This window comes from Polaromonas sp. OV174 (genome assembly GCF_900112285.1).
In the GTDB taxonomy this organism is placed as follows: domain Bacteria; phylum Pseudomonadota; class Gammaproteobacteria; order Burkholderiales; family Burkholderiaceae_C; genus Polaromonas.
This window is the reverse complement of the sequence record NZ_FOKZ01000009.1, coordinates 146,016-171,566: the sequence shown is the minus strand read 5'-3', so window position 1 is coordinate 171,566 and position 25,551 is coordinate 146,016. Positions and strand designations below refer to the sequence as shown.

General features: G+C 63.7%; 28 protein-coding genes and 1 pseudogene. 20 read left to right on the top strand and 9 right to left on the bottom strand.

Annotated features, from left to right (window positions below; translation table 11 throughout):
* Positions 1 to 92: 92 nt before the first annotated feature.
* Positions 93 to 335 (bottom strand): annotated as a pseudogene (locus BM160_RS10515) (transposase); the annotation flags it as partial.
* Positions 336 to 530: 195 nt separating this feature from the next.
* Between BM160_RS10515 and BM160_RS10510 the strand changes: the two are divergent.
* The 8 genes from BM160_RS10510 to BM160_RS10475 all read left to right on the top strand — a co-directional run bounded on the left by BM160_RS10510 (position 531) and on the right by BM160_RS10475 (position 5,990).
* Positions 531 to 863 (top strand): helix-turn-helix domain-containing protein, encoded by a 333-nt coding sequence (locus tag BM160_RS10510; protein WP_092004580.1) that lies wholly within the window; start codon positions 531 to 533, stop codon positions 861 to 863.
* Positions 864 to 991: 128 nt separating this feature from the next.
* Complete coding sequence (locus BM160_RS10505; protein ID WP_092004577.1) at positions 992 to 1,843, top strand: SIR2 family NAD-dependent protein deacylase; 852 nt, start codon at positions 992 to 994, stop codon at positions 1,841 to 1,843.
* A 273-nt stretch (positions 1,844 to 2,116) separates the two neighbouring features.
* Complete coding sequence (locus tag BM160_RS10500; protein WP_092004574.1) at positions 2,117 to 2,926, top strand: class I SAM-dependent methyltransferase; 810 nt, start codon at positions 2,117 to 2,119, stop codon at positions 2,924 to 2,926.
* 112 nt (positions 2,927 to 3,038) lie between these two features.
* Positions 3,039 to 3,332 (top strand): GYD domain-containing protein, encoded by a 294-nt coding sequence (locus BM160_RS10495; protein WP_092004571.1) that lies wholly within the window; start codon positions 3,039 to 3,041, stop codon positions 3,330 to 3,332.
* A gap of 13 nt (positions 3,333 to 3,345) precedes the next feature.
* A complete protein-coding gene (locus BM160_RS10490) occupies positions 3,346 to 3,615 on the top strand; it encodes a hypothetical protein (protein WP_092004568.1) in 270 nt (89 codons plus the stop codon).
* A 61-nt stretch (positions 3,616 to 3,676) separates the two neighbouring features.
* The gene (locus BM160_RS10485) at positions 3,677 to 4,051 is read left to right on the top strand and encodes a cupin domain-containing protein (RefSeq protein WP_092004565.1); all 375 of its coding nucleotides are present in this window, start codon (positions 3,677 to 3,679) and stop codon (positions 4,049 to 4,051) included.
* 72 nt (positions 4,052 to 4,123) lie between these two features.
* Entirely contained in the window at positions 4,124 to 5,197 is a 1,074-nt protein-coding gene (locus BM160_RS10480) for a methyltransferase (RefSeq protein ID WP_218156601.1), read from the top strand.
* A gap of 52 nt (positions 5,198 to 5,249) precedes the next feature.
* A complete protein-coding gene (locus tag BM160_RS10475) occupies positions 5,250 to 5,990 on the top strand; it encodes an oxygen-binding di-iron domain-containing protein (protein WP_092004562.1) in 741 nt (246 codons plus the stop codon).
* A 131-nt stretch (positions 5,991 to 6,121) separates the two neighbouring features.
* On the opposite strand, the gene BM160_RS10470 is transcribed toward BM160_RS10475, so the two are convergent.
* A complete protein-coding gene (locus BM160_RS10470; RefSeq protein ID WP_092004560.1) occupies positions 6,122 to 6,931 on the bottom strand; it encodes an alpha/beta fold hydrolase in 810 nt (269 codons plus the stop codon).
* Between the two features lie 90 nt (positions 6,932 to 7,021).
* Positions 7,022 to 8,320 carry an O-acetylhomoserine aminocarboxypropyltransferase gene (locus tag BM160_RS10465; protein ID WP_092004557.1) on the bottom strand — a complete coding sequence of 433 codons (1,299 nt, stop codon included), beginning with the start codon at positions 8,318 to 8,320 and terminating at the stop codon, positions 7,022 to 7,024.
* A gap of 145 nt (positions 8,321 to 8,465) precedes the next feature.
* On the opposite strand from BM160_RS10465, the gene BM160_RS10460 reads away from it, so the two are divergent.
* Together BM160_RS10460 and aroC are read left to right on the top strand one after the other, a co-directional pair.
* Entirely contained in the window at positions 8,466 to 8,921 is a 456-nt protein-coding gene (locus tag BM160_RS10460; protein WP_092004554.1) for a CBS domain-containing protein, read from the top strand.
* A 217-nt stretch (positions 8,922 to 9,138) separates the two neighbouring features.
* Positions 9,139 to 10,236: a chorismate synthase gene (gene aroC / locus BM160_RS10455; protein ID WP_092004551.1), complete on the top strand. Its 1,098-nt coding sequence runs from the start codon at positions 9,139 to 9,141 to the stop codon at positions 10,234 to 10,236.
* A gap of 49 nt (positions 10,237 to 10,285) precedes the next feature.
* On the opposite strand, the gene BM160_RS10450 is transcribed toward aroC, so the two are convergent.
* Positions 10,286 to 11,170 carry a DMT family transporter gene (locus tag BM160_RS10450; RefSeq protein WP_092004626.1) on the bottom strand — a complete coding sequence of 295 codons (885 nt, stop codon included), beginning with the start codon at positions 11,168 to 11,170 and terminating at the stop codon, positions 10,286 to 10,288.
* Between the two features lie 287 nt (positions 11,171 to 11,457).
* Here BM160_RS10450 and BM160_RS10445 point away from each other — a divergent pair, with 287 nt between their 5' ends.
* From BM160_RS10445 to arfB, 7 genes are all read left to right on the top strand, one after another.
* On the top strand, positions 11,458 to 12,048 hold the full coding sequence (locus BM160_RS10445) for a TetR/AcrR family transcriptional regulator (RefSeq protein ID WP_369821769.1): 591 nt from the start codon (positions 11,458 to 11,460) through the stop codon (positions 12,046 to 12,048).
* A gap of 97 nt (positions 12,049 to 12,145) precedes the next feature.
* Positions 12,146 to 12,685 carry a TRAP transporter small permease gene (locus BM160_RS10440; protein WP_092004545.1) on the top strand — a complete coding sequence of 180 codons (540 nt, stop codon included), beginning with the start codon at positions 12,146 to 12,148 and terminating at the stop codon, positions 12,683 to 12,685.
* A 27-nt stretch (positions 12,686 to 12,712) separates the two neighbouring features.
* Positions 12,713 to 13,990, top strand: coding sequence for a TRAP transporter large permease subunit (locus BM160_RS10435; RefSeq protein WP_092004542.1), 1,278 nt, complete (start codon positions 12,713 to 12,715; stop codon positions 13,988 to 13,990).
* Between the two features lie 92 nt (positions 13,991 to 14,082).
* Entirely contained in the window at positions 14,083 to 15,090 is a 1,008-nt protein-coding gene (locus BM160_RS10430; protein ID WP_092004539.1) for a TRAP transporter substrate-binding protein, read from the top strand.
* Positions 15,091 to 15,235: 145 nt separating this feature from the next.
* On the top strand, positions 15,236 to 16,069 hold the full coding sequence (locus BM160_RS10425) for a shikimate dehydrogenase family protein (protein WP_092004537.1): 834 nt from the start codon (positions 15,236 to 15,238) through the stop codon (positions 16,067 to 16,069).
* A gap of 257 nt (positions 16,070 to 16,326) precedes the next feature.
* Positions 16,327 to 16,776, top strand: a complete 450-nt coding sequence (gene aroQ, locus BM160_RS10420; RefSeq protein ID WP_092004534.1) for a type II 3-dehydroquinate dehydratase — start codon at positions 16,327 to 16,329, stop codon at positions 16,774 to 16,776.
* 37 nt (positions 16,777 to 16,813) lie between these two features.
* On the top strand, positions 16,814 to 17,218 hold the full coding sequence (gene arfB, locus BM160_RS10415) for an alternative ribosome rescue aminoacyl-tRNA hydrolase ArfB (protein ID WP_092004531.1): 405 nt from the start codon (positions 16,814 to 16,816) through the stop codon (positions 17,216 to 17,218).
* Positions 17,219 to 17,242: 24 nt separating this feature from the next.
* On the opposite strand, the gene BM160_RS10410 is transcribed toward arfB, so the two are convergent.
* On the bottom strand, positions 17,243 to 18,148 hold the full coding sequence (locus tag BM160_RS10410; RefSeq protein ID WP_092004528.1) for a LysR family transcriptional regulator: 906 nt from the start codon (positions 18,146 to 18,148) through the stop codon (positions 17,243 to 17,245).
* Between the two features lie 115 nt (positions 18,149 to 18,263).
* Between BM160_RS10410 and BM160_RS10405 the strand changes: the two genes are divergently transcribed.
* The 3 genes from BM160_RS10405 (at position 18,264) to BM160_RS10395 (ending at position 20,813) form a co-directional block, all read left to right on the top strand.
* Entirely contained in the window at positions 18,264 to 19,064 is an 801-nt protein-coding gene (locus BM160_RS10405) for a dioxygenase family protein (RefSeq protein WP_092004525.1), read from the top strand.
* Positions 19,065 to 19,118: 54 nt separating this feature from the next.
* A complete protein-coding gene (locus tag BM160_RS10400; RefSeq protein WP_092004522.1) occupies positions 19,119 to 19,781 on the top strand; it encodes an alpha/beta hydrolase in 663 nt (220 codons plus the stop codon).
* 156 nt (positions 19,782 to 19,937) lie between these two features.
* Positions 19,938 to 20,813, top strand: a complete 876-nt coding sequence (locus tag BM160_RS10395) for an alpha/beta fold hydrolase (RefSeq protein ID WP_092004519.1) — start codon at positions 19,938 to 19,940, stop codon at positions 20,811 to 20,813.
* Between the two features lie 45 nt (positions 20,814 to 20,858).
* On the opposite strand, the gene BM160_RS10390 is transcribed toward BM160_RS10395, so the two are convergent.
* The 4 genes from BM160_RS10390 to gcvH all read right to left on the bottom strand — a co-directional run bounded on the left by BM160_RS10390 (position 20,859) and on the right by gcvH (position 25,510).
* A complete protein-coding gene (locus tag BM160_RS10390) occupies positions 20,859 to 21,260 on the bottom strand; it encodes an FKBP-type peptidyl-prolyl cis-trans isomerase (protein ID WP_092004623.1) in 402 nt (133 codons plus the stop codon).
* A 93-nt stretch (positions 21,261 to 21,353) separates the two neighbouring features.
* Positions 21,354 to 22,109, bottom strand: a complete 756-nt coding sequence (locus tag BM160_RS10385) for a sulfite exporter TauE/SafE family protein (protein ID WP_092004516.1) — start codon at positions 22,107 to 22,109, stop codon at positions 21,354 to 21,356.
* Between the two features lie 47 nt (positions 22,110 to 22,156).
* The gene (gcvP, locus tag BM160_RS10380; protein WP_092004513.1) at positions 22,157 to 25,057 is read right to left on the bottom strand and encodes an aminomethyl-transferring glycine dehydrogenase; all 2,901 of its coding nucleotides are present in this window, start codon (positions 25,055 to 25,057) and stop codon (positions 22,157 to 22,159) included.
* An 81-nt stretch (positions 25,058 to 25,138) separates the two neighbouring features.
* Complete coding sequence (gene gcvH / locus BM160_RS10375) at positions 25,139 to 25,510, bottom strand: glycine cleavage system protein GcvH (protein ID WP_092004620.1); 372 nt, start codon at positions 25,508 to 25,510, stop codon at positions 25,139 to 25,141.
* Positions 25,511 to 25,551 lie beyond the last annotated feature (41 nt).

Below are 25,551 nucleotides of genomic sequence, written 5' to 3'. Positions count from 1 at the left end.
TTCGAGCTCACCGGTTTGCGTCAGCCACAAGGAATACCGTAACCCAGAAAGAATCTCTAGTCAGCAGTGCTTGACTGCATGGGAAGTCCCTGTAGATTTTTTAAGGCCCGCTCCAGCAGGCTGGCGCCTTCGCGCGGCTCACCCCAGATGGAAAAGTACGCATGTACCGTGCGCCATTTGGGGAAGTCACTGGGCAGTGCTCGCCACTGGCAGCCGCTGCGCAGCAAGTAAAGCACAGCGCAAAACACCTCATACAAGTTAACGCTGCGCGGGTGGGTAGTTTTGCGGGCGCTCTCTAGCAAGGGGCTGATGTCGCTGGGGTATTTGGCTCTCATGGGGCAGCAGCTTAGCGGCAAGTCTGCATGGGAAAAAGATTTTTAACAGGCTCTTGGGCCCCGGGTCAAGCCGCGCCGGCCTGGCCGTAATTAGGCATGGGCGGATTCAAGTACGAAGTGCAACGTTCAGAAACGAGGTGGGCCAAGAGTCAATAGGATGGGCTCTTTGTGACCAGCCAGTCTCAACGAAGCACCATGACCTACAAACACTTGATCCGAGAAGAACGATACCAAACTCATACGCTCAGGCGCCAAGGCATCAGTCTTGGGTGCATCGCGGCTGAACTGGGGCGCAGTCGGTCAACTATCAGCCGCGAGTTCCTGCCCAATGCCGGCTCTGCAGGCTACAAGCCCGCACAGGCTCACGGTCAGGCCCGATCGCGCCAATTACAGCATCAGATCAATGAGGCGGTGTACCTGCTCAACCACAGGCCCCGCAAGTGCTTGGGCTACCGCACGCCGCACGAGGTCTTTGACGCCTTGAAGATGCACCCGATTACACTGCCTTTTGTTGCACTTTGTACTTGAATCTGCGAGGAAGTAGGCCTGTAGCCCTTGTGCTGCAAGCGTGGCATGCTCTACTTTTGATAGTTTTCTGCTCAAACCTCAGAGGCGCTGGAAATTCACACCTCTCGCTTGAATGAAATGTGACAGCAATGCCTCCCACCCTTGATACGCACAGCCTGGCCCATGCCGCTGAGCTGATTTCGCAGGCCGATGCCCTGATCGTCGCGGCCGGGGCCGGCATGGGCGTCGATTCCGGCCTGCCCGATTTCCGCGGCAAGGATGGTTTTTGGCAGGCCTATCCGGCCTTGGCGCGTGCGGGCGTGGATTTCTACAGCATTGCCTGCCCCGACGCCTTTCACAGCGATCCGCAGCAGGCCTGGGGCTTTTATGGACATCGGCTGCAGCTCTACCGCGCCACCCGGCCGCATCCCGGCTTTGCCTTGTTGAAGCGCTGGGGCCAGGCCAAACCACTGGGTTATGCGGTGTTCACCAGCAATGTCGATGGGCAGTTCCCGCAGGCCGGCTTCGAGTCCGACACGCTGTACGAGTGCCACGGCTCCATCGCCCATCTGCAATGCCTCACGCCCTGCAGCCCGGCGATCTGGCCGGCCGATGATTTCCTGCCCGAGGTCGACGCCCAGCAATGTCTGCTGCTCAATGCGCCGCCCCTGTGTCCGCACTGCGGCGGCCTGGCGCGGCCGAATATCCTGATGTTCAACGATGCGGACTGGTGCGAGCAGCGCGCCCGTCAGCAGGCCACGCGGCTGGAGCGCTGGCTGGCCGGCATCAGCCGGCCTGTGGTGGTGGAACTGGGCGCGGGCAGCGTGATTCCCTCGGTGCGCCATTTCAGCGAGCGTGTTATCCATGCCTTTGGCGGGCGGCTGGTGCGCATCAATCCGCGTGAGCCCGGCGTGCCCACGCGCCTGGATATCGGACTGGCGGCGGGAGCGGCTCAGGCGCTGGCTGAGATTGATGGCCTGCTGGCGGGCGGCTGCGCTTGACGCTGGTGAGCGGTGTAAGTCTTGGTAATGCCTTCCCCCGGGAGCGGCTCGCAGCCCTTGTTAGTCGCCTAGGTCAGTGCTAAAAAAGCAGATGCTGCATGGCCTGGGGCGGCGATCTGCTCGCCCGCGCTCTGGTATTGCGCCTGCGGCAAGACAGGCACAGGCCGCTGGCGCGCAAGCCGGCGGCAACCCACCAGCCAAGTCCTTCAGAGCACCTTGGCGCCATCGGCGAAACCCGCTTTCGCCAGACTCAATAGACGCAAGGAGAATGAGATGGACTCAAGCGCAATCCAGCAGCACAACCTCAAGGCCGCTGCCACCTGGGGGGCCGGCGGACTCAATTACGACAAGATCAGCCAGAGCATCGCTGATTCGATAGAGCATTGCGTCATACGCCTGGCGCCCCAGCCCGGCGAGCACATTCTTGATGTGGCCACCGGGACCGGCTGGACCGCACGCCGCGTGGCCGCCCGTGGCGCCAGCGTCGTCGGCATCGACCTGGGCGCCGAGCTGATTGCGGCCGCCAAGGCTTGTGCCGCCGAGGCCGGCCTGAAGATCGATTTTTACGTTGGCGATGCCGAGGCGCTGGCCTTTGAGGACCAGAGTTTCGATGCCGTCATTTCAACTTGCGGCGTGATGTTTGTCAGCCAGCCCGAGCGCGCCGCCGCCGAGCTGGCCCGGGTCTGCAAAAAAGGCGGGCGCATAGGCCTGACCACCTGGCCGGCCGATGGAACGATTGCCGGCCTGTTCAAGGTCATGAAGCCCTATATGCAGGTGCCTGCCGTCCCGCCGCCTTCACCCTTTGAATGGGGCAGCCCGCAGCGCGTCAAGCAGCTGCTGGGCGATGCCTTTGAGCTGCGCTTTGAAACCGGCACCACCGTTTTGCGTGCGCCCAGCGGCCTGGCCGTCTGGGAGCTGTTTTCGGCGGGCTATGGCCCGACCAAGGCCTTGGCCGCCAGCCTGGAGCCGGAGCGCCGCGACAGTTTGAAGCGCGATCTCATCGCCTTCCATGAAGGCTTCAAGTCCGAGCTGGGCGTGGCCATGCCGCGCGACTATCTGGTGAGCATAGGCGTGCGCAAATAGTTTTTTGTTCGTGGCGTTGGCGTTGCATCGCCACGCCCGGCCAGCATCCAGGGACCGCCGCTGGCCGGTTCCATGTCTGAGGTCCCGTTTGCCTACAACAAGGAGAAACATCATGGGGACCTATATCGCGCTATCGAGTTTTACCGATCAGGGCATACGCAGCGTCAAGGACACCGTCAAACGCGCCGATGCCGTGAAGGAGGCGGCCAAAAAGTTTGGCGCCAACATGAGCCAGATCTACTGGACCCTGGGTAAATACGATCTGGTGGTGATCATTGAGGCAACGAATGACGAGTCGGCCACCGCCTTTGCCCTGGCCATCGCCTCGGCGGGCAATGTTCGCATGCAGACACTGCGCGCCTTCTCCAGGGATGAGATGAGCGGGATTCTGGCCAAGATGGCCTAGCAGGAGAACACGCATGGCCAATTATTTGCTCATCAGGCACAAGGTCAGGGACTTCCCGGAATGGAAACGGGGCTACGACGCACACCTGCCAAAACGCCTGGAGGCCGGTCTCACGGAGAAGTATCTTCTTCAGGGTGCCGGCGACCCTAACCAAGTCGTCCTCTTTTTTGAGGCCGAGGACAGCAGCCGGGCCAAGGCCTTTGTCGAATCCGCTGATCTGCGGGAAACCATGCAGAAAGTGGGTGTGGTGGATAAACCGGATATTCACTTTCTCACAGGCTGAGGGCGGTTTTTTCCGAATTGCCGCCCCAGCGCCAAGCTTGGGGCGGGGAGGAGTTGCAGCCATGTCAAGAGCGCTGACTTACCTGAGGCTTTACGCCGATGAGGCGGGGCTGTCGCATTTCGCTCCGTGGTCTGTGGCGCTCACGCCGCAGGCCTTTGCCCCGCCGGCGCCGGCTTTCAGCGTGTCGGCATTCGCGCCGGCAGCGCGCTACGGCTTTTTGCATTTGCCGAGTGGCTGGAGCGGCGATCTTCATCCGTCGCCGCAGCGCATGTGGATCTTCGTGCTGGCCGGCGACATGGAGTTCGAGGCCGGGGACGGTGAGCGCCAGCGCATCGCTCCGGGCTTCGCCCTGCTGCTCGAAGACACCGTTGGCACGGGGCACCGCAGCCGGGTGCTGGGCGAAGTCGCGGCCGTCCTTGCGGCGGTGCAGTTGTAGCGCTTGTCACGCGCAAGCAAAGGATGGCGCCCGAGCTTTCGGACCTACAAGACATAGAAAGGTTGGCACAACATGCAAGCAGTCAACACCCCCGATAGCGCCTCCATGTTCGGCGCTCCGCCGGACGCGGCCGTCAGCGCCGAGCCGCCGGCCCACGTCCAGGTGATCCAGATGGCCACGGCCTTCTGGGTTTCCCGCGCGGTTTACGTGGCCGCCCGTTTGGGCATTGCCGATTTGCTGGCGGACGGGCCCAAGAGCGTTCAGGCGCTCGCCGATGCCACGCAGACGCATGGCCCTTCGCTCTATCGCCTGCTGCGTGCCCTGGCGAGCCTGGGCCTGTTCACCGAAAGCGGCGGGCAGCGCTTTGCCCTCACGGAGCATGGCGCGACGCTGCAAACCGGCGCGCCGGGTTCCGCCCGATCGACCGTGATGGCGCTCGCCGGCCCGTGGATGTGGGGCGCGTGGAGCGAGTTTGCCTACAGCGTGCAGACCGGCAAAACTGCCTTCAACAAGGCCTGGGGCATGCCGCTGTTCGACTACCTCGCGCAGCATTCCGACGAGGCCAGGTTTTTCGGCGAGGCCATGATGGGTGTGCACGGCGGCGAAGCGGCCGCGGTGGCGGCGGCCTATGATTTTTCGGCGCAGCAAACCGTCATTGATGTGGGCGGCGGCACCGGCGGCTTGCTGGCGGCGATTTTGCAAGAGCATCCCCATCTGCAGGGTGTGTTGTATGAACTGCCGCATGTCGCACCCGAGGCGCGCGCCCATCTGACGGCCTGCGGCGTAGTGGACCGATGCCAGCTGCTGACGGGCAGTTTTTTTGACTCGGTTCCGGCCGGTGGCGACGCCTATGTCATGTCCCACGTCATTCATGACTGGGACGAGGAGAAATGCCTGACCATCCTGCGCCACTGCCGCCAGGCGATGGCGCAGGATAGCCGCCTCCTGATCGTTGAATGTGTGCTGCCGCCCGGGGATGAGCCGCATATGGGCAAGATTCTGGATCTGGTGATGCTGACCGTGCCCGGGGGGCAGGAGCGCTCGGGTGAGGAATATGCCGGCTTGCTGGCCAAGGCCGGCTTCAGGCTGACGCGCATAGTCCCGACGGCCTCGGCCGTGAGCGTGGTGGAGGCCCAGCCGGTGTGAGCGGCAATGCGCCTTGGTGTGCATTTTTTAACTGATGCAAGGGAGAGTGGAGATGCCAGTCACCAACACGCAATCCGGGACCAATGTCCATGAAGTGGCCGACGGGATTTACCGCATCAACACGCCGGTGTTGCTGGAGGGCGGCTTTGGCTTTTCATTCAACCAATACCTCATCGTCGATGATGAGCCACTGCTGTTTCACACCGGGCCACGCAAGCTGTTTGCGCTGGTTCAAGAGGCGGTGGCCAGCTTGTTGCCGGTGGCGCGGCTGCGTCATGTGGCCTTTTCGCATGTCGAGGCGGACGAGTGCGGCTCGCTCAATGACTGGCTGGCGGCAGCGCCCCAGTCCTCGCCGCTGTGCGGCACGGTCGCGGCCATGGTGTCCATCAGTGACATGGCCGACCGCGCGCCACGGGCGCTGGCCGACGGCGAGACGCTTTCGCTCGGCCAACATGCGCTGCGCTGGTTCGACACGCCGCATCTGCCGCACGCCTGGGAATGCGGTTTCCTGATGGATGACAGCACCCGCACGCTGCTGTGCGGCGATCTGCTGACGCAGCCCGGCAGCGCGCATCCGGCGCTCACCGAGGCGGACATTCTGGGCCCCAGCGAGGCCTTTCGTCTGACCATGGACTACTACTCCCACACCAGCAAAGCGCGGCCCATGATTGAGCGGCTGGCCGCCGCCCAGCCCACCACGCTGGCCTGCATGCACGGCAGCGCCTGGCATGGCGACGGCGCCAAGCTCTTGCGCGCGCTGGCCGATAGCCTGGCGCCCAAAGCGGAGGCTTGAGAGGCGGGTCAGGACTGAAGGGCCTGGATGCCGCCTGTTTAAAGGAAAAAATGCCTTTGGCCCAATAGCTACGGTCACAAGTAGCTACTGAATTGATAGTTGATCAGGCCGGTCAGGCGAGCGCTGGCTAATTACTGTTTCAGGAAGTCGCGAATCGCAAACAGTGTTTCATCGGGGGCTTCGCTCATCTGCTGGTGGCCCACCGCCAGCTGGCTGAGTTGTACCGCCTTGCCGGCCTGGCGTGCCACACCTATCAATCCCTGTGCGGCTTTGGGGCTGGTCATCTGGTCTTGCGCGCCCAGCACAAACAGCACCGGGCAAGTGATCTGCGCCATCGCGTTCTCGCCGTTGGCGTAGCTGTCGCAGGCCACAAAGCCACGGTGGAAGACATTGACCAGCGGGTTGCTGCGCAACACCTTGCGGCCCAGCGCCATGCCCGCGCCGAAGACCCAGAAACCCGCGCCCGAAGGCGGGGCCAGCGTGCTGCGCGAGAACACATTGACCAGGCGCAGCGCTTTTTCGGGCTCGTTCAGCGACGACTCTATGAGGGCTGGCGATACTTTCATGGGGTAGGCCGTGCCTACCAGCACCAGGTGGCTGACGCGCTCCTTCAGGCGGGCGGCGGCTTCCAGGGCGATCAGCGAGCCCCAGCTGTGGCCCACCAGGGCGGCGCGCTGCACTCCCACGGCGTCGAGCAGCGCCACGATGAATTGCGCCGCCTGCTCCACGCTGGCGGGCGCATCGCCGGCGCTGCGGCAATGGCCGGGCAGGTCGACCGCCAGCACGTTCCAGCCGTGGTTGGCCAGGTAGCGGCTTTGCAGGGCCCAGACGCTGTGGTCATTGAGCACGCCATGGATGAACACCACGCTGGGCTTGGCGGCATCGAAGGCCTTGCCGCCGGTGTAGCAGTAGCTCTTGTGGCCATTGACTTGGATTTGCATATCAGGACTCCCGCCGGGCCGCCCCAAGGGAGGCCTGCGCCCCCTCGGGGGGCAGCGAATACACGAAGTGATGAGCGTGGGGGTGCATGTTCAGCCGGCCTTTTCTGCGGCCTTGAGGGCGCGCTTCAAGTCATCAATCAGGTCGTCGGCATCTTCCAGGCCAATCGACAGGCGAATCGTGCCCTGGCTGATGCCGGCGCCGGCCAGCGCCTCGTCGCTCATGCGGAAATGGGTGGTGCTGGCCGGGTGAATCACCAGGCTGCGGCAGTCGCCCACATTGGCCAGGTGGCTGAAGACCTTGAGGCTTTCAACAAAGGCCTTGCCCTGTTCGCGGCTGCCTTTGATGTCGAAACTGAACACCGAGCCGGCGCCGCGCGGCAGCAGTTTTTGGGCCAGCGCATGGCTGGGGTGCGATGCCAGCATGGGGTGGCCGACACGCGCCACCAGCGGGTGGCTGGCCAGAAAGGCCACCACTTTTTCGGTGTTGCTCATGTGGCGCTCCATGCGCAGCGGCAGGGTTTCTATGCCCTGCAAAATCAGCCAGGCGGTGTGCGGGCTCATGCAGGCGCCGAAGTCGCGCAGGCCCTCGCGGCGCGCGCGCAGCAAGAAGGCGCCGACGCTGGATTCTTCGGTGAACACCATGTTGTGAAATCCGTCATAGGCCTGGCTCAGCTCGGCGAATTTGCCCGAGGCCTCCCAGTCGAAGCTGCCGCCATCCACGACGACACCGCCTATGACCGTGCCGTGGCCGCTCAGGAACTTGGTGGCCGAGTGATAGACCAGGTCGGCGCCGTGCTCGAAGGGCTTGATCAGCCAGGGCGAGGTCAGGGTCGAGTCCACCAGCAGCGGCACTTTGGCCTCATGGGCGATGGCGGACACGGTGGGAATGTCCAGCACTTCCAGGCCGGGGTTGCCGACGGTTTCGCCAAAGAAGAGCTTGGTATTGGGCCGCACCGCGGCGCGCCAGCCGTCGATGTCGCCGGGTTTGACGAAGGTGGTGTCTATGCCGAAGCGGCGCAGCGTGTAGTGCAACAGGTTCTGGCTGCCGCCGTAGAGCGCGGTGGAGGCCACGATGTGCGAGCCGGCGCCCATCAGCGTGGCAATGGCCAGGTGTAGCGCGGCCTGGCCGCTGGCCGTGGCGATCGCGCCTATGCCGCCTTCCAGCGCCGCCACGCGCTGCTCCAGCACCGCATTGGTCGGGTTGCTGATGCGCGAATAAACATGGCCGGGGCGCTCCAGGTTGAAGAGGCTGGCGGCGTGGTCGCTGGACTCGAAAACGAAGGAGGTGGTGAGGTGAATCGGCACGGCCCGCGCGCCCGTGGCCGGATCCGGGGCGGCGCCCGCATGCAGCGCCAGGGTGTCAAAGCCGGGGTCTGAATAACCAGGCATGAGGAGGTCTCCAATCGTTGTAAGGGGCAGCAGACGCTGAGATGACGGCCCGCCGGTCAAGCCGTTTATTGTGGGCTATATTCAAACTGAAATTCCCGGCGCCAGGGGGCGGTGGGAGAATGATCAAACTACCGAGGAGAAAGCGATGAAGGTTCTTGACATACTGCGCGTGAAAGGCAACACGCTTTACACCGTTCAGCCTGACGAACCCCTGGCCAAGGCGACGCAGATCATGGCCGAAAAAGACATTGGCTCGCTGGTCGTCATGGAGCATGGCGACCTGGTCGGCATGCTGACCTTTCGCGAGGTGATTGTCCGCATCGTCAAGAATGGCGGCGAGATTGGCGGCACGCTGGTGCGCACGGCGATGGACGACCATCCGTTGACCTGCACCTCGGAAACCGAGCTCGACGAAGTGCGCCGCATGATGCTGGATCGCCATGCACGCTACATGCCGGTGATGAACCAGAAAATGCTGATGGGCGTGATCAGCTTCTACGACGTGGCCAAAGCCGTGGTGGACAGCCAGAACTTCGAGAACAAGATGCTCAAGGCCTATATCCGCGACTGGCCGGGCGAAGACAACGCCGAGCAGGGCTGAAGCCACCAACACGGGTGAATGACGGCTGGAGGGTGTTTTTTGAACGAAAAATTCCTCTAGCCCAATCAGGACGGGCGCAGGGCGCTATCAAAATGTTTTTTGAAGGCGGCCAGGTCTTTCTGTAATACCGTGTTTTTCCGTTGCGGCGAAGCGGCTTCGAGGCTTGGCTCGTCGTCCGGGCAAAACCCAAGCCAAAGCTCTCTGGGATAATCAGCCCATGAGCGGCAACACCTTCGGAACCCTATTCGCAGTCACCAACTTTGGTGAATCCCACGGCCCGGCCATTGGCTGCGTGATTGACGGCTGCCCGCCCGGCATGCTGCTGAGCGAGGCTGACATCCAGGGCGACCTGGACCGGCGCCGTCCCGGCACCAGCCGGCACGTCACGCAGCGCAACGAGCCCGATGCGGTGGAAATCCTCTCCGGCGTCTACCAGGGCAAGACCACCGGCACGCCGATTTGCCTCCTGATCAAAAACACCGACCAGCGCAGCAAGGACTACGGCAACATCCTGGAGACCTTCCGCCCCGGTCATGCCGACTACACCTATCTGCACAAATACGGCCTGCGCGACCCGCGCGGCGGCGGCCGTTCCTCGGCCCGCCTGACGGCACCCATGGTGGCGGCCGGGGCCGTGGCCAAGAAGTGGCTGTTTGAGAAATACGGCACCACCTTTCGCGGCTGCATGACGCAGATCGGCGATATGGCGATTCCTTTCGAGTCCTGGGAACATGTGCCCAACAACCCGTTTTTTGCCCCGGCGGCCGATGTGTCGTCGCTGGAAGTCTATATGGACGCGCTGCGCAAGGCCGGCGACTCCTGCGGCGCGCGCATACGCGTCACGGCCTCGGGCGTGCCCGTGGGCCTGGGCGATCCGTTGTTTGACAAGCTGGACGCCGACATCGCTTTTGCCATGATGGGCATCAACGCCGTCAAGGGCGTGGAAATCGGGGCCGGCTTTGCCAGCGTCACGCAGCGCGGCACCACGCATGGCGATGCGCTGTCGCCCGAGGGCTTTTTGTCCAACAACGCCGGTGGCGTGCTGGGCGGCATCAGCACCGGGCAGGACCTGGAAGTGTCCATGGCCATCAAGCCGACCAGTTCCATCATCTCGCCGCGCCAGTCGATTGACACGGCCGGCAACCCTGCCGAGGTGGTGACCAAGGGCAGGCACGACCCCTGCGTGGGCATACGCGCCACGCCTATCGCCGAGGCCATGCTGGCGCTGGTGGTGATGGAGCATGCCTTGCGCCAGCGCGCCCAGAATGCCGATGTCAAGGTCGGCACGCCGGACATCGCGCGAAGCCGCGAATAAATCTGCTGCGCGGCCCGGGCCCGCGACGATGGCACTACACCGCACCCTCTCAGGGTTGGCGTGGCGCGCGCCGCAAAGGGTTGAAGCCGGTCACCAGCGCCGTGGCGGCCAGCACCAGTACGCAGCCTGGCAGCATGCTGGCGGTAACCGGTTCGCCCAGAAACAAACCGCCCCAGCTCACGCCAAAAAGTGGAATCATGAAGGCCGCCGAGGTGGCCGCGCTGGCCGGGATTTCGCGCATCAGCCGCATGCTGATCCAGTACATCAAGCCCGAGGTAATAGTGCCCAGAACCGTCACGGCGATCAGCGGGCCTGTGCTGTAGTGCGCCGACGGCGCGGCCACGCCGGCCGGCACGACCAGCATCAGGGCGGCCGCCACATGCACCGCGGCCGATGCCGGCAAGGGGGAGTAGGCCATGGTGGCGCGCTTCATCAAGAGGGCGCCAAAACCATAAGTTGCTGACGCGATGGTGCAGGCCAGTGCGGCCAGCATCACTTTGGGGGTGACCGCCACCGGCCCCAGCTGCACCAGCAGGGCGACGCCGGCAAAACCCACGGCACAGCCCAGCAGGCGCCGTGCGTTGAGTCTTTCCTCGCCGGCCATGGCGGCGCCGAGCACGCCGAACAGCGGCACCGTGGCATTGAGGACGGCGGAGTAGCCGGAGGGAATCACCAGTGCGGCCCAGTTGAACATGACAAAAGGCACGACCACGGTCAGCACGCTGAGCAGCGCCAGCCGTGGCCAGGCCTGGCGCGGCGGCCAGCGTTCGCGCAGCGTGTGCATCAGCAGCGTCAGCACCACGGCGGCCAGGATGCAGCGCCCGCCGGCCACGACCCAGGGCCCCAGGGCGGGGCTGGCAATGCGCAGCAGGGGAAAGGAGGCGCCCCAGAGGGCGGACATGGCAAGAAGCTGGAGGAAGTGACGGGTTTGCATGAGCTGCACAGAGTTTGCGTGATTCGCTGGCGTTTTTCTCTGAAGTAGAGAAAAATTTAAGAAAACAAGCCTGCAGGACAGGTGGGTCGGGCGCAGTGCGCTATTGAAACGGGAGCGGTTTCGAGGGGCTTGGCAAGTCTGCGTCGCTCGTCGCGGCTTGCCGCCGCCGTCCTCGTCACGCCTATACTTTAGGAATGAACCAGTCAGTACATTTTGCGCAAACGGCCAAGCCGAAGGGCAAGGCCGTACCAAGGGAGAGTACGCGGACCAACGACCCGGCGCGGACCATGGCTGGAATTCTTGAGGTGGCGACCACGGAGTTTGCCAACAAGGGGCTGAGTGGCGCTCGCATTGACGAGATTGCGGCCGCCACGCGCACCAGCAAGCGCATGATTTATTACTACTTCGGCAGCAAGGATGGCCTGTACATCGCGGTGCTGGAGGAGGCCTATCGCCGCATGCGCGCCATTGAGTCCGAACTGCACCTGGAAGACCTGCCGCCGGAGGATGCCTTGCGCCGCCTCGTGGGTTTTACCTTCGACCATCACTATGACAACCAGGACTACATCCGGCTGGTGATGACCGAGAACATGGAGCGCGGCGCACACCTGGCGCAGAGCAAGAGCATTCAGGCGCTCAACGTGCCGGCCATCGAGGCGATTCGCAAACTCTACGACCGCGGCGTGACCGCCAAGCTATTCCGGCCTGGCCTGGACGCTATAGATATTCACGCCTCCATCTCGGCACTGACTTTTTTCAACGTCTCGAACCAACATACCTTTGGCCTGATCTTCAAGCGCGATGCCCACTCTGCCCAGGCGCTGGCGGCCCGCCGCGACAGCATCATCGAGATGCTGGTGCGCTTCGTGCGTGCCTGAGAGGCATGGCGTTCGGGTAATTCCCGATTCGTGGAAACTAACTAGTTCGTACATTATTGCTTGAGGGCGGCATTTGCAGCGTCCACAGGAGGCAGCCATGGTCCGCAAACTCATTGACAGCTATTGCCAGCTTTTGTCCTGGCTGATGGCTGGCAGCTTGGCCGTGATGGTGGTGCTGGTGTTTGGCAATGTGGTCTTGCGCTATGCCTTCAACTCCGGCATTGCGGTGTCCGACGAGCTGTCGCGCTGGCTCTTTGTCTGGCTGACTTTTCTTGGAGCCATCGTGGCGCTCAAGGAGCGCGCTCACCTGGGAACCGACATGCTGGTGGTCCGCCTGCCGGTGCTGGGTCAAAAAATCTGCCTGGGCCTGGGCTATCTGTTGATGCTTTTCATCTGCTGGCTGGTTTTCAAGGGCACGCTGGATCAGGTGAAGATCAATTGGGATTCCAACAGCGCGGCGATGGAAGTTTCCATGGCCCTGTTCTATGGCTGCGGCCTGGTCTTTGCCATCTCGGGCGCGGCCATCTTGCTCAACGATTTCTGGCGGCTTCTCACGGGGCAAATGCCCGACAGCGAACTGGTGGGCGTTCGCGAATCGGAAGACCTGCCGCATGCCTGCTCCACACCAACGCGCTAGTTCGATGAGTTCGCTAAGTCAGGCCGTATGACTATCGCCATTTTCCTGGGCTCACTGCTCGCCGCCATGGCGCTGGGCATTCCCATCGCTTTTTCCCTGCTGTTGTGCGGTGCCGCGCTGATGTGGCACCTGAACATGTTCGATGCCCAGATCCTGGCGCAAAACGTGATCAATGGCGCTGACAGTTTCCCGCTGCTGGCCGTGCCGTTTTTCATGCTGGCCGGCGAGGTGATGAATGCGGGCGGCCTGTCGCGCCGCATCGTCAACTTTGCCTTGACGCTGGTGGGCCACATCAAGGGTGGCCTGGGTTATGTGGCCATCGTGGCTGCGGTGATCATGGCCGCGCTGTCCGGCTCGGCCGTGGCCGATGCGGCGGCGCTGTCGGCCTTGATGCTGCCCATGATGGTGGCAGCTGGCCACGACAAGGCGCGCTCCGCCGGTCTGCTGGCATCGGCCAGCATCATTGCGCCCATCATTCCGCCCAGCATAGGCTTCGTGATCTTCGGTGTGGCGGCCAATGTATCGATCTCCAAGCTGTTCATGGCCGGGATTGCGCCCGGCATTATGTTGGCTGCCGCGCTGTGGTTGACCTGGTGGCATGTCGCACGCAAGGAGAGCGTGGCCGTGCCGCCGCGCAAGTCTCGTGTCGAGGTCATGCAGGCCTTCAGGGATGCCACCTTCGCCTTGGTGCTGCCGGTGATCGTGGTGGTTGGCCTGAAGTTCGGTGTGTTCACGCCGACCGAGGCGGCGGTGGTGGCTGCGGTGTATGCGCTGATGGTCTCGATTCTGGTCTACAAGGAACTCAAGCTCAGTCAGTTGTACGGCCTTTTTCTGCAGGCGGCCAAGACCACTGCCGTGATCATGTTTCTGGTGGCGGCGGCCATGGTGTCCGCCTGGCTGATCACGGTGGCGCAATTGCCGGCGCAGGTGGTGAGCTTGCTGCAGCCGCTGCTGGACAGCCCCAAACTGCTGATGCTGGCGATGATGATTTTGGTGATGGTGGTGGGCACGGCGATGGACATGACGCCGACCATACTGATCCTGACGCCCGTGCTGATGCCCATCGTCAAGGCGGCAGGCATTGATCCGGTTTATTTCGGCGTGCTGTTCATCATCAACAACGCCATTGGCCTGATCACGCCGCCGGTGGGTACGGTTCTCAACACCGTCGCCGGCGTTGGCAAGGTCAGCATGGACGAGGTCACCCGCGGCGTATGGCCTTTCATGGTGGCGCAGTTTGGGGTCATGTTCCTGATGGTGCTGTTTCCCCAGATGGTCATGGTGCCTGCCAGGTGGTTTTACTGACACGATGTTTTTCCGGCTGCAGGGCGCTTCCGGTACGCCGCGCCCTGCACATTCAAGGTTTGCGTACTTCGAATTATTCCAAGGGGACAAGCATGAAACGTTTGATGATCAAGACTCTGGTGGCTGCGGTCGCCCTGGCGACCTTTGGCCTGGCTTCGGCACAGGACATCAAGGAGCGCACGATCAAGTTCGCCCACCAGAACCCCAAGGGTCATCCCATCGTCATGGGGATGGAGAAATTCGCCGAGATCGTCACGGCCAAATCCGGCGGCAAGATCAAGGTCAACCTGTTTCCCGGTGGTGTGCTGGGTGGCGATGCGCCCAATGTGTCGGGTTTGCAGGGCGGCACCATTGAAATGGTGGTGCTGAACTCCGGCATTCTGGCCAGTCAGGTCAAGGAATTCGCCATTTACGATTTTCCCTTTCTGTTTGCCAATTCGAAGGAGGCCGATGCTGTGGTGGACGGGCCCTTCGGCAAAAAACTGCACGACAAACTGCAGGACAAAAGCATGGTGGGCCTGGCCTACTGGGAGCTGGGTTTTCGCAACATGACCAACAGCAAACGCGCCATCAACAAGGTGGAAGACCTGGCCGGCCTGAAAATCCGCGTGATTCCCAACCCCATCAACCTGGACTGGGTCAAGGCGCTCGACGCCAACCCCACCCCCATGGCCTTTCCCGAGGTCTATGCCGCGCTGGAGTCCAAAGCACTGGACGGGCAGGAAAATCCGCTCAATACCATTTTGGCCAACAAGTTTTCCGAGGTGCAGAAATACCTGACCCTGACCAACCACGTCTACAACCCGCAGTCGGTCATCATCAGCAAGAAATTCTGGGACACCTTGAGCGGTGACGAGAAAAAGTTGCTGTCCGACGCCGCCGTCGAAGCCGGCAAATACCAGCGTCAGATGGCCCGCGATGCCGCCGGAACGACGCTTGATGCACTGAAGAAGGCCGGCATGCAGGTCACCGAATTGCCGCCCGCAGAAATGGCCAAGCTACGCGAGAAGATGAAGCCTGTGATTGCCAAGTACTCCGCCGGTGTGGGCGAATCCACCGTCAATGAACTGACGGCCGAACTGCTCAAGCTGCGCAAGTAACACCGCCCCACTCGGGAGGGCTGACCAAGCCCCCCGGGTGACATGCTTTTATCCGTGGCTTCACTTTTCCGAGTCGCATGAATCGCATCCTGTTTTCCATCGCTGGCAGCCATGCCTTGTACGCGGCCGTGTGGGGGCGGCGGCCATGATCCGTGGCACTACCACCTTGATTGCCCATCTCGGTTACCCGACCGAGGCTTTCAAGGCGCCCATGATTTACAACCCCTGGTTCGAGCAGGCCGGCATCGATGCCGTGGTGATGCCCATGGGAGTCAAGCCCGAGGACTATGCCCAGGTGCTGAAGAACCTGTTCAAGCTCACCAACATCCGCGGTGCGCTGATCACCATGCCGCACAAGGTGACGACGCTCGCGCTGCTCGATGAATGCACCCCGGCCGTGGAAATCGCCGGCGCCTGCAACGCCATCCTGCGCCGCCCCGACGGCAGCCTGCTGGGCGACATGTTCGATGGCGCCGGCTTTGTGCGCGGCGTGTTGCGCAAGGGCCGGCAACTGGCCGGTGCCCGCGCGCTGGTGGTGGGCAGCGGCGGCGTGGGCTCGGCGATCGCCGCCTCGCTGGCGGCGGCCGGCGTGAACGCGATGGGTTTGTACGACCTTCATCCGGCTTCTGCCGACGCCCTGGCCGTCCGCCTGGGCAAGCACTATCCTTCGCTGCAGGTCAGCACCGGTAGCAAGGATCCGGCCGGCTATGACCTAGTGGTGAATGCCACGCCACTGGGTATGCATGACGACGACCCGCTGCCGGTAGATGTCGCGCGCATGGCGCCGTCGACCTTTGCCGGTGAGGTGGTGATGAAAAATGAGATGACGGCCTTTTTGCGCGCAGCCCGGGCGCGTGGCTGTGAGCTGCAAGTGGGCTCGGACATGCTGTTCGAGCAGATTCCGGCCTACCTGGAATTTTTCGGTTTTGGCACGGCGACACCGGAGGCCTTGCGCGCCGTGGCCCGCCTCAGTTATTGACAGGGACGCGGCCTCCTGACGGCACAGGAGAGATGGCTCGACCTCCTTGAAATACACGCAGTTTGCGGAGCGTGAACCCCTCGCGGCCCAGCCGCGCCGTGCCTTGGAACACCGCGACTTCACCACCGGCACTGCAGCGCCGATAATCAGCAGCGCTGATGCCTTGCAGAGACGGCGTGCGCTGCGCCGGAATTTGAACCGGGGCCTGCAAAAGCCGCAACACTCATACCTACAGTTTCATCACAGAAAGAGTTTTCATGAAAACAGTGCTGGTCCTCAATGGCCCCAACCTCAACTTGCTGGGCACGCGCGAACCCGCCGTGTACGGCTCGCAGACGCTGGCCGATGTGGAGGTGCTGTGCGCCCAGGCTTGCGCCGCGCAGGGCGTCAAACTCGACTTTCGCCAGAGCAACCATGAGGGCGTGCTGATAGACGCGATCCAGGAAGCCGGGCGCGCCCAGGCTGCGGGTAGCTTGGTCGGCGTGGTGCTCAACGCCGGCGCCTACACCCATACTAGCGTGGCTTTGCATGACGCCATCAAGGGCGCGGGCGTGACGCTGATCGAGCTGCACATCAGCAACGTGCATGCGCGCGAGGTGTTTCGTCATCACTCCTATATCTCACCCGTCGCCAAGGCGGTGATGGCCGGTTTTGGCGTCAAGGGTTATGCCCTGGCGATCGCCGGCCTGCTCGCGCTGGCCGAATAGGCGGGGCGGCCTGATGCACGCTTTGCGGCCCTGAGCTATGGCAGACCTGAAGTTTTTGGTGGATGAGGGCGAGGTGGAATTGAGCGCTATCCGGGCGCAGGGCGCGGGCGGGCAAAATGTCAACAAGGTGTCCAGCGCCGTGCATTTGCGCTTTGACATACCGGCCTCTTCGCTGCCCGAGGCCATCAAGGAACGGTTGCTGGCGCTCAATGACAGCCGCATCACCCAGGAAGGCGTGCTGGTGCTGAAGGCGCAGCAGCACCGCACCCAGGAAATGAACCGCGCTGATGCCTTGGCGCGGCTGCAGGAGGTGGTGGACAGCGTGTCCAATCCGCCCAAAGCGCGGCGCGCCACCAAGCCGACCTATGGCTCCAAGCAGCGCCGCCTGCAAAGCAAGAGCCAGCGCTCGCAAACCAAGGCTTTGCGCGGCAAGGTGGAGTGAATGGCCGGCGTCCGGCGCCGGCGCTTACAGCCAGCCGGGCTGTTTGAAGGCCTGGGCCAGAAAATCGACCATGACCCTGACCTTGCCCGACAGGTGCTTGCGACTCGGGTAGACGGCCTGAATCGTCAGTGCCGGCCCGCGGTGCAGCGGCAGGATTTCCTGCAGCCGGCCGGCCTTCAGGTCGGGCCCGACCAGAAAACCCGGCTGCAGCACGATGCCCTGGTCGGCCAGCGCCGCCGCCCGGCAGGTATCGCCGCTGTTGGCGCGCAGGCGCGGGTGGGTGGTGACGGATTCCCGGCCCTGCGGGCCGTCGAAGCTCCAGACATCGCCGCCCGACCAATAGGTATAGGCCATCACGCTGTGCTCGGCCAGATCTGCCAGCCGTTCAATCGGCCGGGCGCGCTGCAGGTAGGCCGGTGAGGCGCATAGAATGGCCCGGTCGCTGCTTAGCGGCCTGGCCACCAGGCTGGAGCTGGGCAGGCTGGCGGCGGCGCTGATGCGTATGGCCAGATCAAAGCCTTCCTCGACCAGATCGACCACCCGGTCCGACAGCGTCAGGTCCAGCTCGACCAGCGGGTAGACCTTGAGAAACTCGCCCCACAGCGGCGCCAGGTGCAGATTGCCAAAGGTCAGCGGCGCGTTGATCTTCAGCCGCCCCGCCGGCTGGGTGCTGGTGGCGCTGGCCGCCGCATTGGCCTCGGCCAGGTCGTCCAGGATTTGCCGGCAGCGCTCGAAGTAGTCGCGGCCAGAGTCCGTCAGCGACAGCCGCCGCGTGGTGCGGTTCAGCAGCCGCGTGCCGAGTTGGGTTTCCAGCTCCTGCAGCAGGCGCGATACCACCGCCTTGGACGTGCCCAGGCGGTCGGCCGCCTTGACGAAGCTGCCGCTCTGCACCACGGCGGTAAAGGCTTGGATCTGGCGGAGTTGGTCCATGGCGAATCCTGACGGCAAAGTTTGATTGTCAATAATTTAAAAACAATAAATCAATAGTTTCGTTATTTATCTCTGATTCATAGATAACTATAGTTTGAGGAAAGGATGACTTCTCATGACTGCCAAGCGACTTCCCTCCCTCTTCATTTCCCACGGTGCACCGCTGTTTGCCCTGGAGCCCGGTGACACCGGCCCGGCGCTGACGCGCTGGGGCCAGCAACTGACCCAGGCCAATACGCTGCGCGGCGTGGTCATCATGTCGCCGCACTGGATGGCGCGCGCGCCCGCCGTCATGAGCACAGCGGCACCGCAGACCTGGCACGATTTCGGCGGCTTTCCGCAGCCGCTGTACGAACTGCAATACCCGGCCGCCGGCCATCCCGCGCTGGCGCAGGAAGTGATTGGCCTGCTGGCCAGCGTCGGCGTAGAGGCCCAAGCCGACGCCGGCCGGCCCTTTGACCATGGCGCCTGGGTGCCGCTGATGCATCTCTTCCCCCAGGCCGACGTGCCGGTGGTGCAAGTGGCGCTGCCGCTGCGCTGGGGGCCGGCCGAGGTCTTTGCCCTGGGCCGGGCCTTGCGCAGCCTGCGCGACAGCGGCGTGTTGCTGATAGGTTCGGGCAGCATGACGCACAACCTATCGGAGTTTTTCGGCGGTGCGCGCGAGCCCGCACCCTATGTGCTGGCCTTCAGCCGCTGGGTGGAGGACGCCGTGACGCGCGGCGATATGCAGGCCTTGTTCAACTACCGGGCGCTGGCGCCATCCGCCAGCCGTGCCCACCCTAGCGAGGACCATTTCCTGCCGCTGTTTTTTGCCTTGGGCGCGGCCGACGAGCAGGCCAGGCCGGACTACCTTAGCCGTGAGGTGATGTACGGCATTTTGTCCATGGACACCTTTGCCTTGTCGGCGGCTGCCTGAAGCCGGCCACTAGATTCCTTCCCTGACTTCATTTCCAGACCGCGAGAAACCACCATGCTGAATCTTTCCCTGAGCCATCTGCACCGCCCGGCCGACCCCGCCGTCACCCAACCCTGGCTGCTGGTGCTGATGCACGGCGTGGGCAGCAACGAGCAGGACTTGTTTGGCCTAGCAGCCCATGTGCCGGCGCATTTTCACGTGCTCAGCCTGCGCGCGCCCAATGTCATGGGGCCAGGCGCTTACGCCTGGTTCCAGTTCTCCGTCACGGCGGCCGGGCGCGTCATCAACGAGGCGCAGGAGGTCGCCAGCCGCACGCAGGTCGCCCAGGTGGTCGCGGCGGCGGCGCAGCAACTGGGCGTTCCGGCCGAGCGCGTGGTGGTCGGCGGCTTCAGCCAGGGCGGCATCATGTCGCTTTCCTTGCTGCTGACCCAGCCGGCGCTGCTGCAGGCCACCATGGTCATGCACAGCCGCCTGCTGGAGCAGGTGCTGCCACTGATTGCGCCCGCCGCCGCGCTGCAGGGCAAGCACTTGTGGGTCAGCCATGGCACGGTGGACGCGGTGATTCCGCTGGCCCATGCGCACGCCATTCGCAGTGCCGTGCAGGAGCTGCCTATCACGCTGCGCTACAGCGAGTTTCACAACGCCCACGAAATCACCCGCGACGAGCTGGCGCAGGCCATGCAGTGGCTGCAGGCGCTGAGCCAGCCGCAGGATTGACTGGCTGCGCCTGGCGGGCTTTTTGCTCGAATGTCCTCAATGAAATCGGCCTCCAGCCCTTGATTGACGGGCGGGTACAGCTATTAAAATAGTAGTCTTCAGGCCTTCGCAGTCCTGAAGGGGGCAGGCGGGAATACGGGAAGGTATAAACGTCGCATGACATTTTCAGAAAACCCTGCCCTGCCCGATGAGGCAAGGCTTCTTTTGCAAAGCGCCACCCGCCGAGAAACCCCCAGCGGTGAGGGCTCGCTGGTCTGGCATCTCTGGGGGCCCGAAAGCAGCCCGTCCGGCACTATGCCTGTGGTGCTGCTGCACGGCGGCAGCGGCAGCTGGACGCACTGGCTGCGCAATATCGCTGCGCTGCTGGCCTCGGGGCGCCGGGTGCTGGTGCCCGATCTGCCGGGCTCCGGTGACTCGGCGATGCCACCCCGGGGCGGCGACGCCGATGCCTTGCCCGAGCCGCTGGAGCAGGGGCTGCAAATCCTGCTGGGTGATAGCGCCTGCGAGCTGGTCGGCTTTTCCTTTGGCGGCATGGTGGCCGGCTTTCTGGCCGAGCGTTTCCCGGCCCGGGTCGCCCGCCTGATGCTGGTTGGCGCACCCGGGCTGGGCATCACGCCGCAGCCGGTGATCAGTCTGCGCGCCTGGCGCCATCTGCCCGATGCTGCTGAGCGCGATGCGGTGCACCGTGGCAATCTGGCGGCGCTGATGCTGTACCGGTCCGAGGCCATTAGCGAGGCCACCTTGCGCCTGCATGTGGCCAATGTGGTGCGCGACCGCATGACGGGGCGGCGCCTGTCGCGCACCGATGCGCTGCTGCGTTCGCTGGCGCAGCTGCGCTGTCCGATGCACGCGATTTACGGCAGGGAAGATGCGCTTTACCTGGGGAAATTGGCCGCGCTGGAAACGGCCCTGCGGCAAGCCGGAGATTTCCGGGGCCTGGCGTTTATCGAGGAGGCCGGGCACTGGGTGCAGTTTGAGCAGGCCCAGGCCTTTAATGAGGCGCTGCTGGCCGTGCTGGACCGGCCGCGCTAGCCGGGCAGTGCGCTGGCCCGGCCTGCCCGGTTCATTGGGCGCAGCTTATTTTTCGATGGCCAGCAGTTCGACCTCGAAGGTCAGCGTGGCATTGGGCGGCACCACGCCGCCGGCGCCGCGGTCACCGTAGGCGGTGGCCGGTGGGCAGGTCAGCGTGGCCTTGCCGCCCACCTTGATTTTCTGCATGCCTTCGGTCCAGCAAGGCACCACGCGATTCAGCGGAAAGCTGGCGGGCGTGCCGCGCTTGTAGGAACTGTCAAATTCCTTGCCGTCGGCCAGGGTGCCGCGGTAGTGCACCTTCACCGTGTCTGAGGCCTTGGGCTGCGCGCCGCTGCCGTCAACGGTGTGGACAATCTTCACGCCCGAGGGCAGGGTTTCGGCCGGAGCGGCGGCGTAGGCATGGCCGGCCAGGGTCAGGGCGGCGGTCAGGGCAAGAAAGGCTTTCATGGCATCCATTCGGAAGAGTTGCAAAGTGATTGATAGGCACCGGCGACGCGCACAGGCGGCGGTACAGCGGAATTATCCACGGCGGGCATGGTCTCAGCCGGCGCCAGCCAGACCATGGCGCAGCGCCGACAGCAGCATGGCCAGGCCGGAGGCCGTCAGCAGGCCCAGCGTGATCTGGCGGAAGGTGGCTTCGCTGATGCCTATGTAGACCCGGGCACCGATCAGCGTGGGAATCAGCATGGCCGGAATGACCAGGGCAAGCATGGGCAGCGTGGCGAAGCTCACCACGCCGGTGGCGACGTAGCTCAGCCAGGTGACGCTGAGAATGGCCAGGTTGAAGTTCTGGATGATGGCGCGCTGGGTGTCTTTTTTATAGCCCCGCAAGGAGCACCAGAGCGTGGGCAGCACGCCCGAAAAACCGCCCATGGCGCCCATCACGCCGCCCAGTCCGCCGGCCAGGCCGTCGCCAAGCCGGCCACCCGCCGTGATGCGGGGCAGGCGCTGGCTCATCAGCATGGCCGGGCACCAGAACAGCAAAAGCAGGCCCAGACCGGCCTTGAACAGCTGCACGTCCAGCAGGGGCAGGATCAGCAGGCCTATGGGAATGCCGAGCAGGCCGCCGGCCAGGAAAGGCGCCAGGTCGCGCAGCTCAAAGCGGCGCCGCACGGCCACGGCCGCCACCAGCTGGCCGCACAGCGCGCCCGTCACCACCATGGCGGCGGCCAGCTGGGGCGCCAGCGTCCAGGCCCAGAAGGACATGGCCACCAGACCAAAGCCAAAGCCAGACAGCCCCTGTACGAAACCGGCCACGATGGCGCCGGCCAGAATCAGGACGGTTTGCGAGTCCATGCGCGCCAGTAGGCTGCGTCAGCGTTGCCCCGAACGGGGCAGGGCGCTTACGCGTTCTGGTAGTCGCTCACAGGCACGCAGCTGCAAAACAGGTTGCGGTCGCCATAAACGTTATCGACCCGGCCCACCGGCGGCCAGTATTTCACCTGCTTCAGGTTGGCCAGCGGGAAGGCGCCGGTTTCGCGGCTGTAAGGGCGGTCCCAGTCGGCGCCCATCAGGCTGGCGGCGGTGTGCGGCGCATGCTTGAGCGGGTTGTTGTCCTGCGGCCAATGTCCGGCTTCGATGTGGCGAATTTCATCGCGGATGGCGATCATGGCGTTGATGAAGCGGTCCAGCTCGGCCAGGGTTTCGCTTTCGGTCGGCTCCACCATCAGGGTGCCGGCCACCGGGAAGCTCAGCGTGGGCGCATGAAAGCCGTAATCCATCAGGCGCTTGGCGACGTCTTCGGCGGTCACGCCGCTGGTGTCCTTGAGCGGGCGCAGGTCCAGAATGCACTCGTGCGCCACATGGCCGTTTTCGCTGGCGTAAAGCGTGGGGTAATGGTCTTTGAGGCGGGCGCTGATGTAGTTGGCGCTCAGAATCGCCACTTCGGTCGCCTGCTTCAGGCCATCCGGGCCCATCATGCGGCAGTACATCCAGCTGATAGGCAGCACGGCCGCATTGCCCAGCGGTGCGGCAGAAATCGCGCCCACGCCGTTGACCGGCAGGCCGGCCGTGGCATGGCCGGGCAGGTAGGGCACCAGGTCGGCCACCACGCAGACCGGGCCGACACCCGGGCCGCCGCCGCCGTGCGGAATGCAAAAGGTCTTGTGCAGATTGAGGTGGCTGACGTCACCGCCAAACTCGCCGGGCGCCGCCACGCCGACCATGGCGTTCATGTTGGCGCCGTCGACGTAGACGCGGCCGCCATGCGAATGCACCAGCTGGCACAGCTCTTTCACCTGGGTCTCGAACACGCCGTGGGTGCTGGGGTAGGTGATCATCACGCAGGCCAGGTGCGCGCTGTACTGCTTGCACTTGGCTTCCAGGTCGGCCATGTCCACATTGCCATTGGCGTCGCAGGCCGTCACCACCACCTGCATGCCGGCCATCTGGGCGCTGGCCGGGTTGGTGCCGTGGGCGCTGGCCGGAATCAGGCAGATGTGGCGGTGGCTGCCGCCCTGGGCATCGTGATAGGCCTTGATGGCCAGCAGGCCGGCGTATTCGCCCTGCGAGCCGGCATTGGGCTGCAGGCTGATGCCGGCGTAACCGGTGGCCTGGCAGAGCCAGTCGCGCAGTTGCTTGTCGAGTTCGGCATAGCCCTGCAGCTGGTCTTGCGGTGCGAAGGGGTGGATGTTGGCGAACTCCGGCCAGGTGATGGGAATCATCTCGCTGGTGGCGTTGAGCTTCATGGTGCAGCTGCCCAGCGGAATCATGCTGCGGTCCAGCGCCAGGTCTTTGTCGCTGAGCATGCGGATGTAGCGCAGCATGCCGGTTTCGCTGTGGTGGGTGTTGAAGACCGGGTGCGTCAGGAAGGCACTGGTGCGGCGCAGGTCGGCCGGAATCAGGGACTCCAGGCCTTTTTCAAAGGCGCTGACCACTGGCAGCGTCTGGCCCGGCTTGGCAAAGAAGGACCAGAGCATTTCGATGTCTTTGCGGCTGGTGGTTTCGTCCAGCGACACGCCCAGGTGATTATTCAAGCGAAAACGCAGGTTTGCCCTTGACTGACGGGCGCGCTCAGCTATCGAATTGGTAGCGTCTCCGGTTTTCACCGTGACCGAGTCAAAGGCCCCGGTGTTGGTGATTTCGTAGCCCAGCTCCTGCAGGCCGCGCACAAAGATGGCGGTGTAGGTGGCGACGCGCTCGGCGATGCGCTTGAGGCCTTGCGGGCCGTGGTAGACCGCATACATGCTGGCCATCACGGCGGGCAGGACCTGGGCCGTGCAGATGTTGGAGGTGGCTTTTTCGCGGCGGATGTGCTGCTCGCGCGTTTGCAGCGCCAGCCGGTAGGTTGGGTTGCCGTGGCTGTCAACGCTGACGCCGACCAGGCGGCCGGGCAGGGAGCGCTTGAACTCCTCGCGGCAGGCCAGGTAGGCGGCATGCGGGCCGCCATTGCCCATGGGCATGCCAAAGCGCTGGGTGCTGCCCAGCACGATGTCGGCATCCCATTCGCCGGGCGGGGCCAGCAGGGTCAGCGCCAGCAGGTCGGCGGCCACGCACAGGGCGGCGCCATCGACATGGGCCTGGCCGGCCAGCGGCCGCAGGTCGTGAATGCTGCCGGTGGTGGCCGGGTACTGGGCCAGCACGCCGAAGTAATCGCCCTCGGCCATCAGCTGCGGCAGGGTCGCGCCAGCGGTGCTGACCTTGATCTCTATGCCCAGCGGTTTGGCGCGGGTCTGCATCACTTCAATGGTTTGCGGATGGCAGTCGCCGGCCACCAGGAAGACATTGCTTTTGCTTTTCACGCTGCGCTTGGCCAGGGTCATGGCTTCGGCGGCGGCGGTGGCCTCGTCCAGCATGGAGGCATTGGCGACGGCCATGCCGGTCAGGTCGCAAACCATGGTCTGGAAGTTGATCAGCGCCTCCATGCGGCCCTGCGAAATCTCGGCTTGGTAAGGCGTGTAGGCGGTGTACCAGGCGGGGTTTTCCAGCACGTTGCGCAGGATCACGCCAGGTGTGAGGGTGCCGTAATAGCCCTGGCCGATAAAGCTCTTGAAGACCTGGTTTTTGGCGGCAATCGCCTTGAGCTGGTGCAGCGCCGCCGCTTCGGTCACTGGTGCCGGGAGGACCATGGCGTTTTTGCGGGCAATCGAGCGCGGGACGATGCCGTCTATCAGTTCGCGGCGCGAGGCCGAACCGACGACTTCCAGCATGTGGACTTCGTCTGTCTCGTCAATGCCGATGTGGCGGGCAATGAATTCGGAAGGGTTTTCAAGCTCGCCCAGCGGCTTGGCGGATTGCATCAACATACGAGTCCTAAAGAAGGAAGGAATAGGTGTTCACTGGCCGGCGCGCGTAGCACCGAGCCGCCCCAAGCAGGGGCATTCTTTTTAAGCGGCGGCGGAGAACTTGGTGTAGCTGGTTTCGTCCATCAGCGCATCGAGCTGCGACGGATCCGACAGCTTGACCTTGAAGAACCAGCCGGCGCCCAAGGGGTCGCTATTGGCCAAAGAGGGGTCGTCGCGCAGGGCGTCGTTGACTTCGATGACTTCGCCGCCGACCGGCATGTAGACGTCGGCCGCAGCCTTGACGGACTCCACCACGCCGGCCACTTCTTTTTGCGCGAACAGGGCGCCGACGGCGGGCAGGTCGACAAACACTACATCGCCCAGCGCGTCTTGCGCATGCACGGTGATGCCTACGGTGGCGATGTCACCTTCAATCTTGAGCCATTCGTGGTCTTCGGTGTATTTGATCGTCATGAAAATCTCCAGAGTTTTGGTAAAGCGTTGCTTCAAGTAGC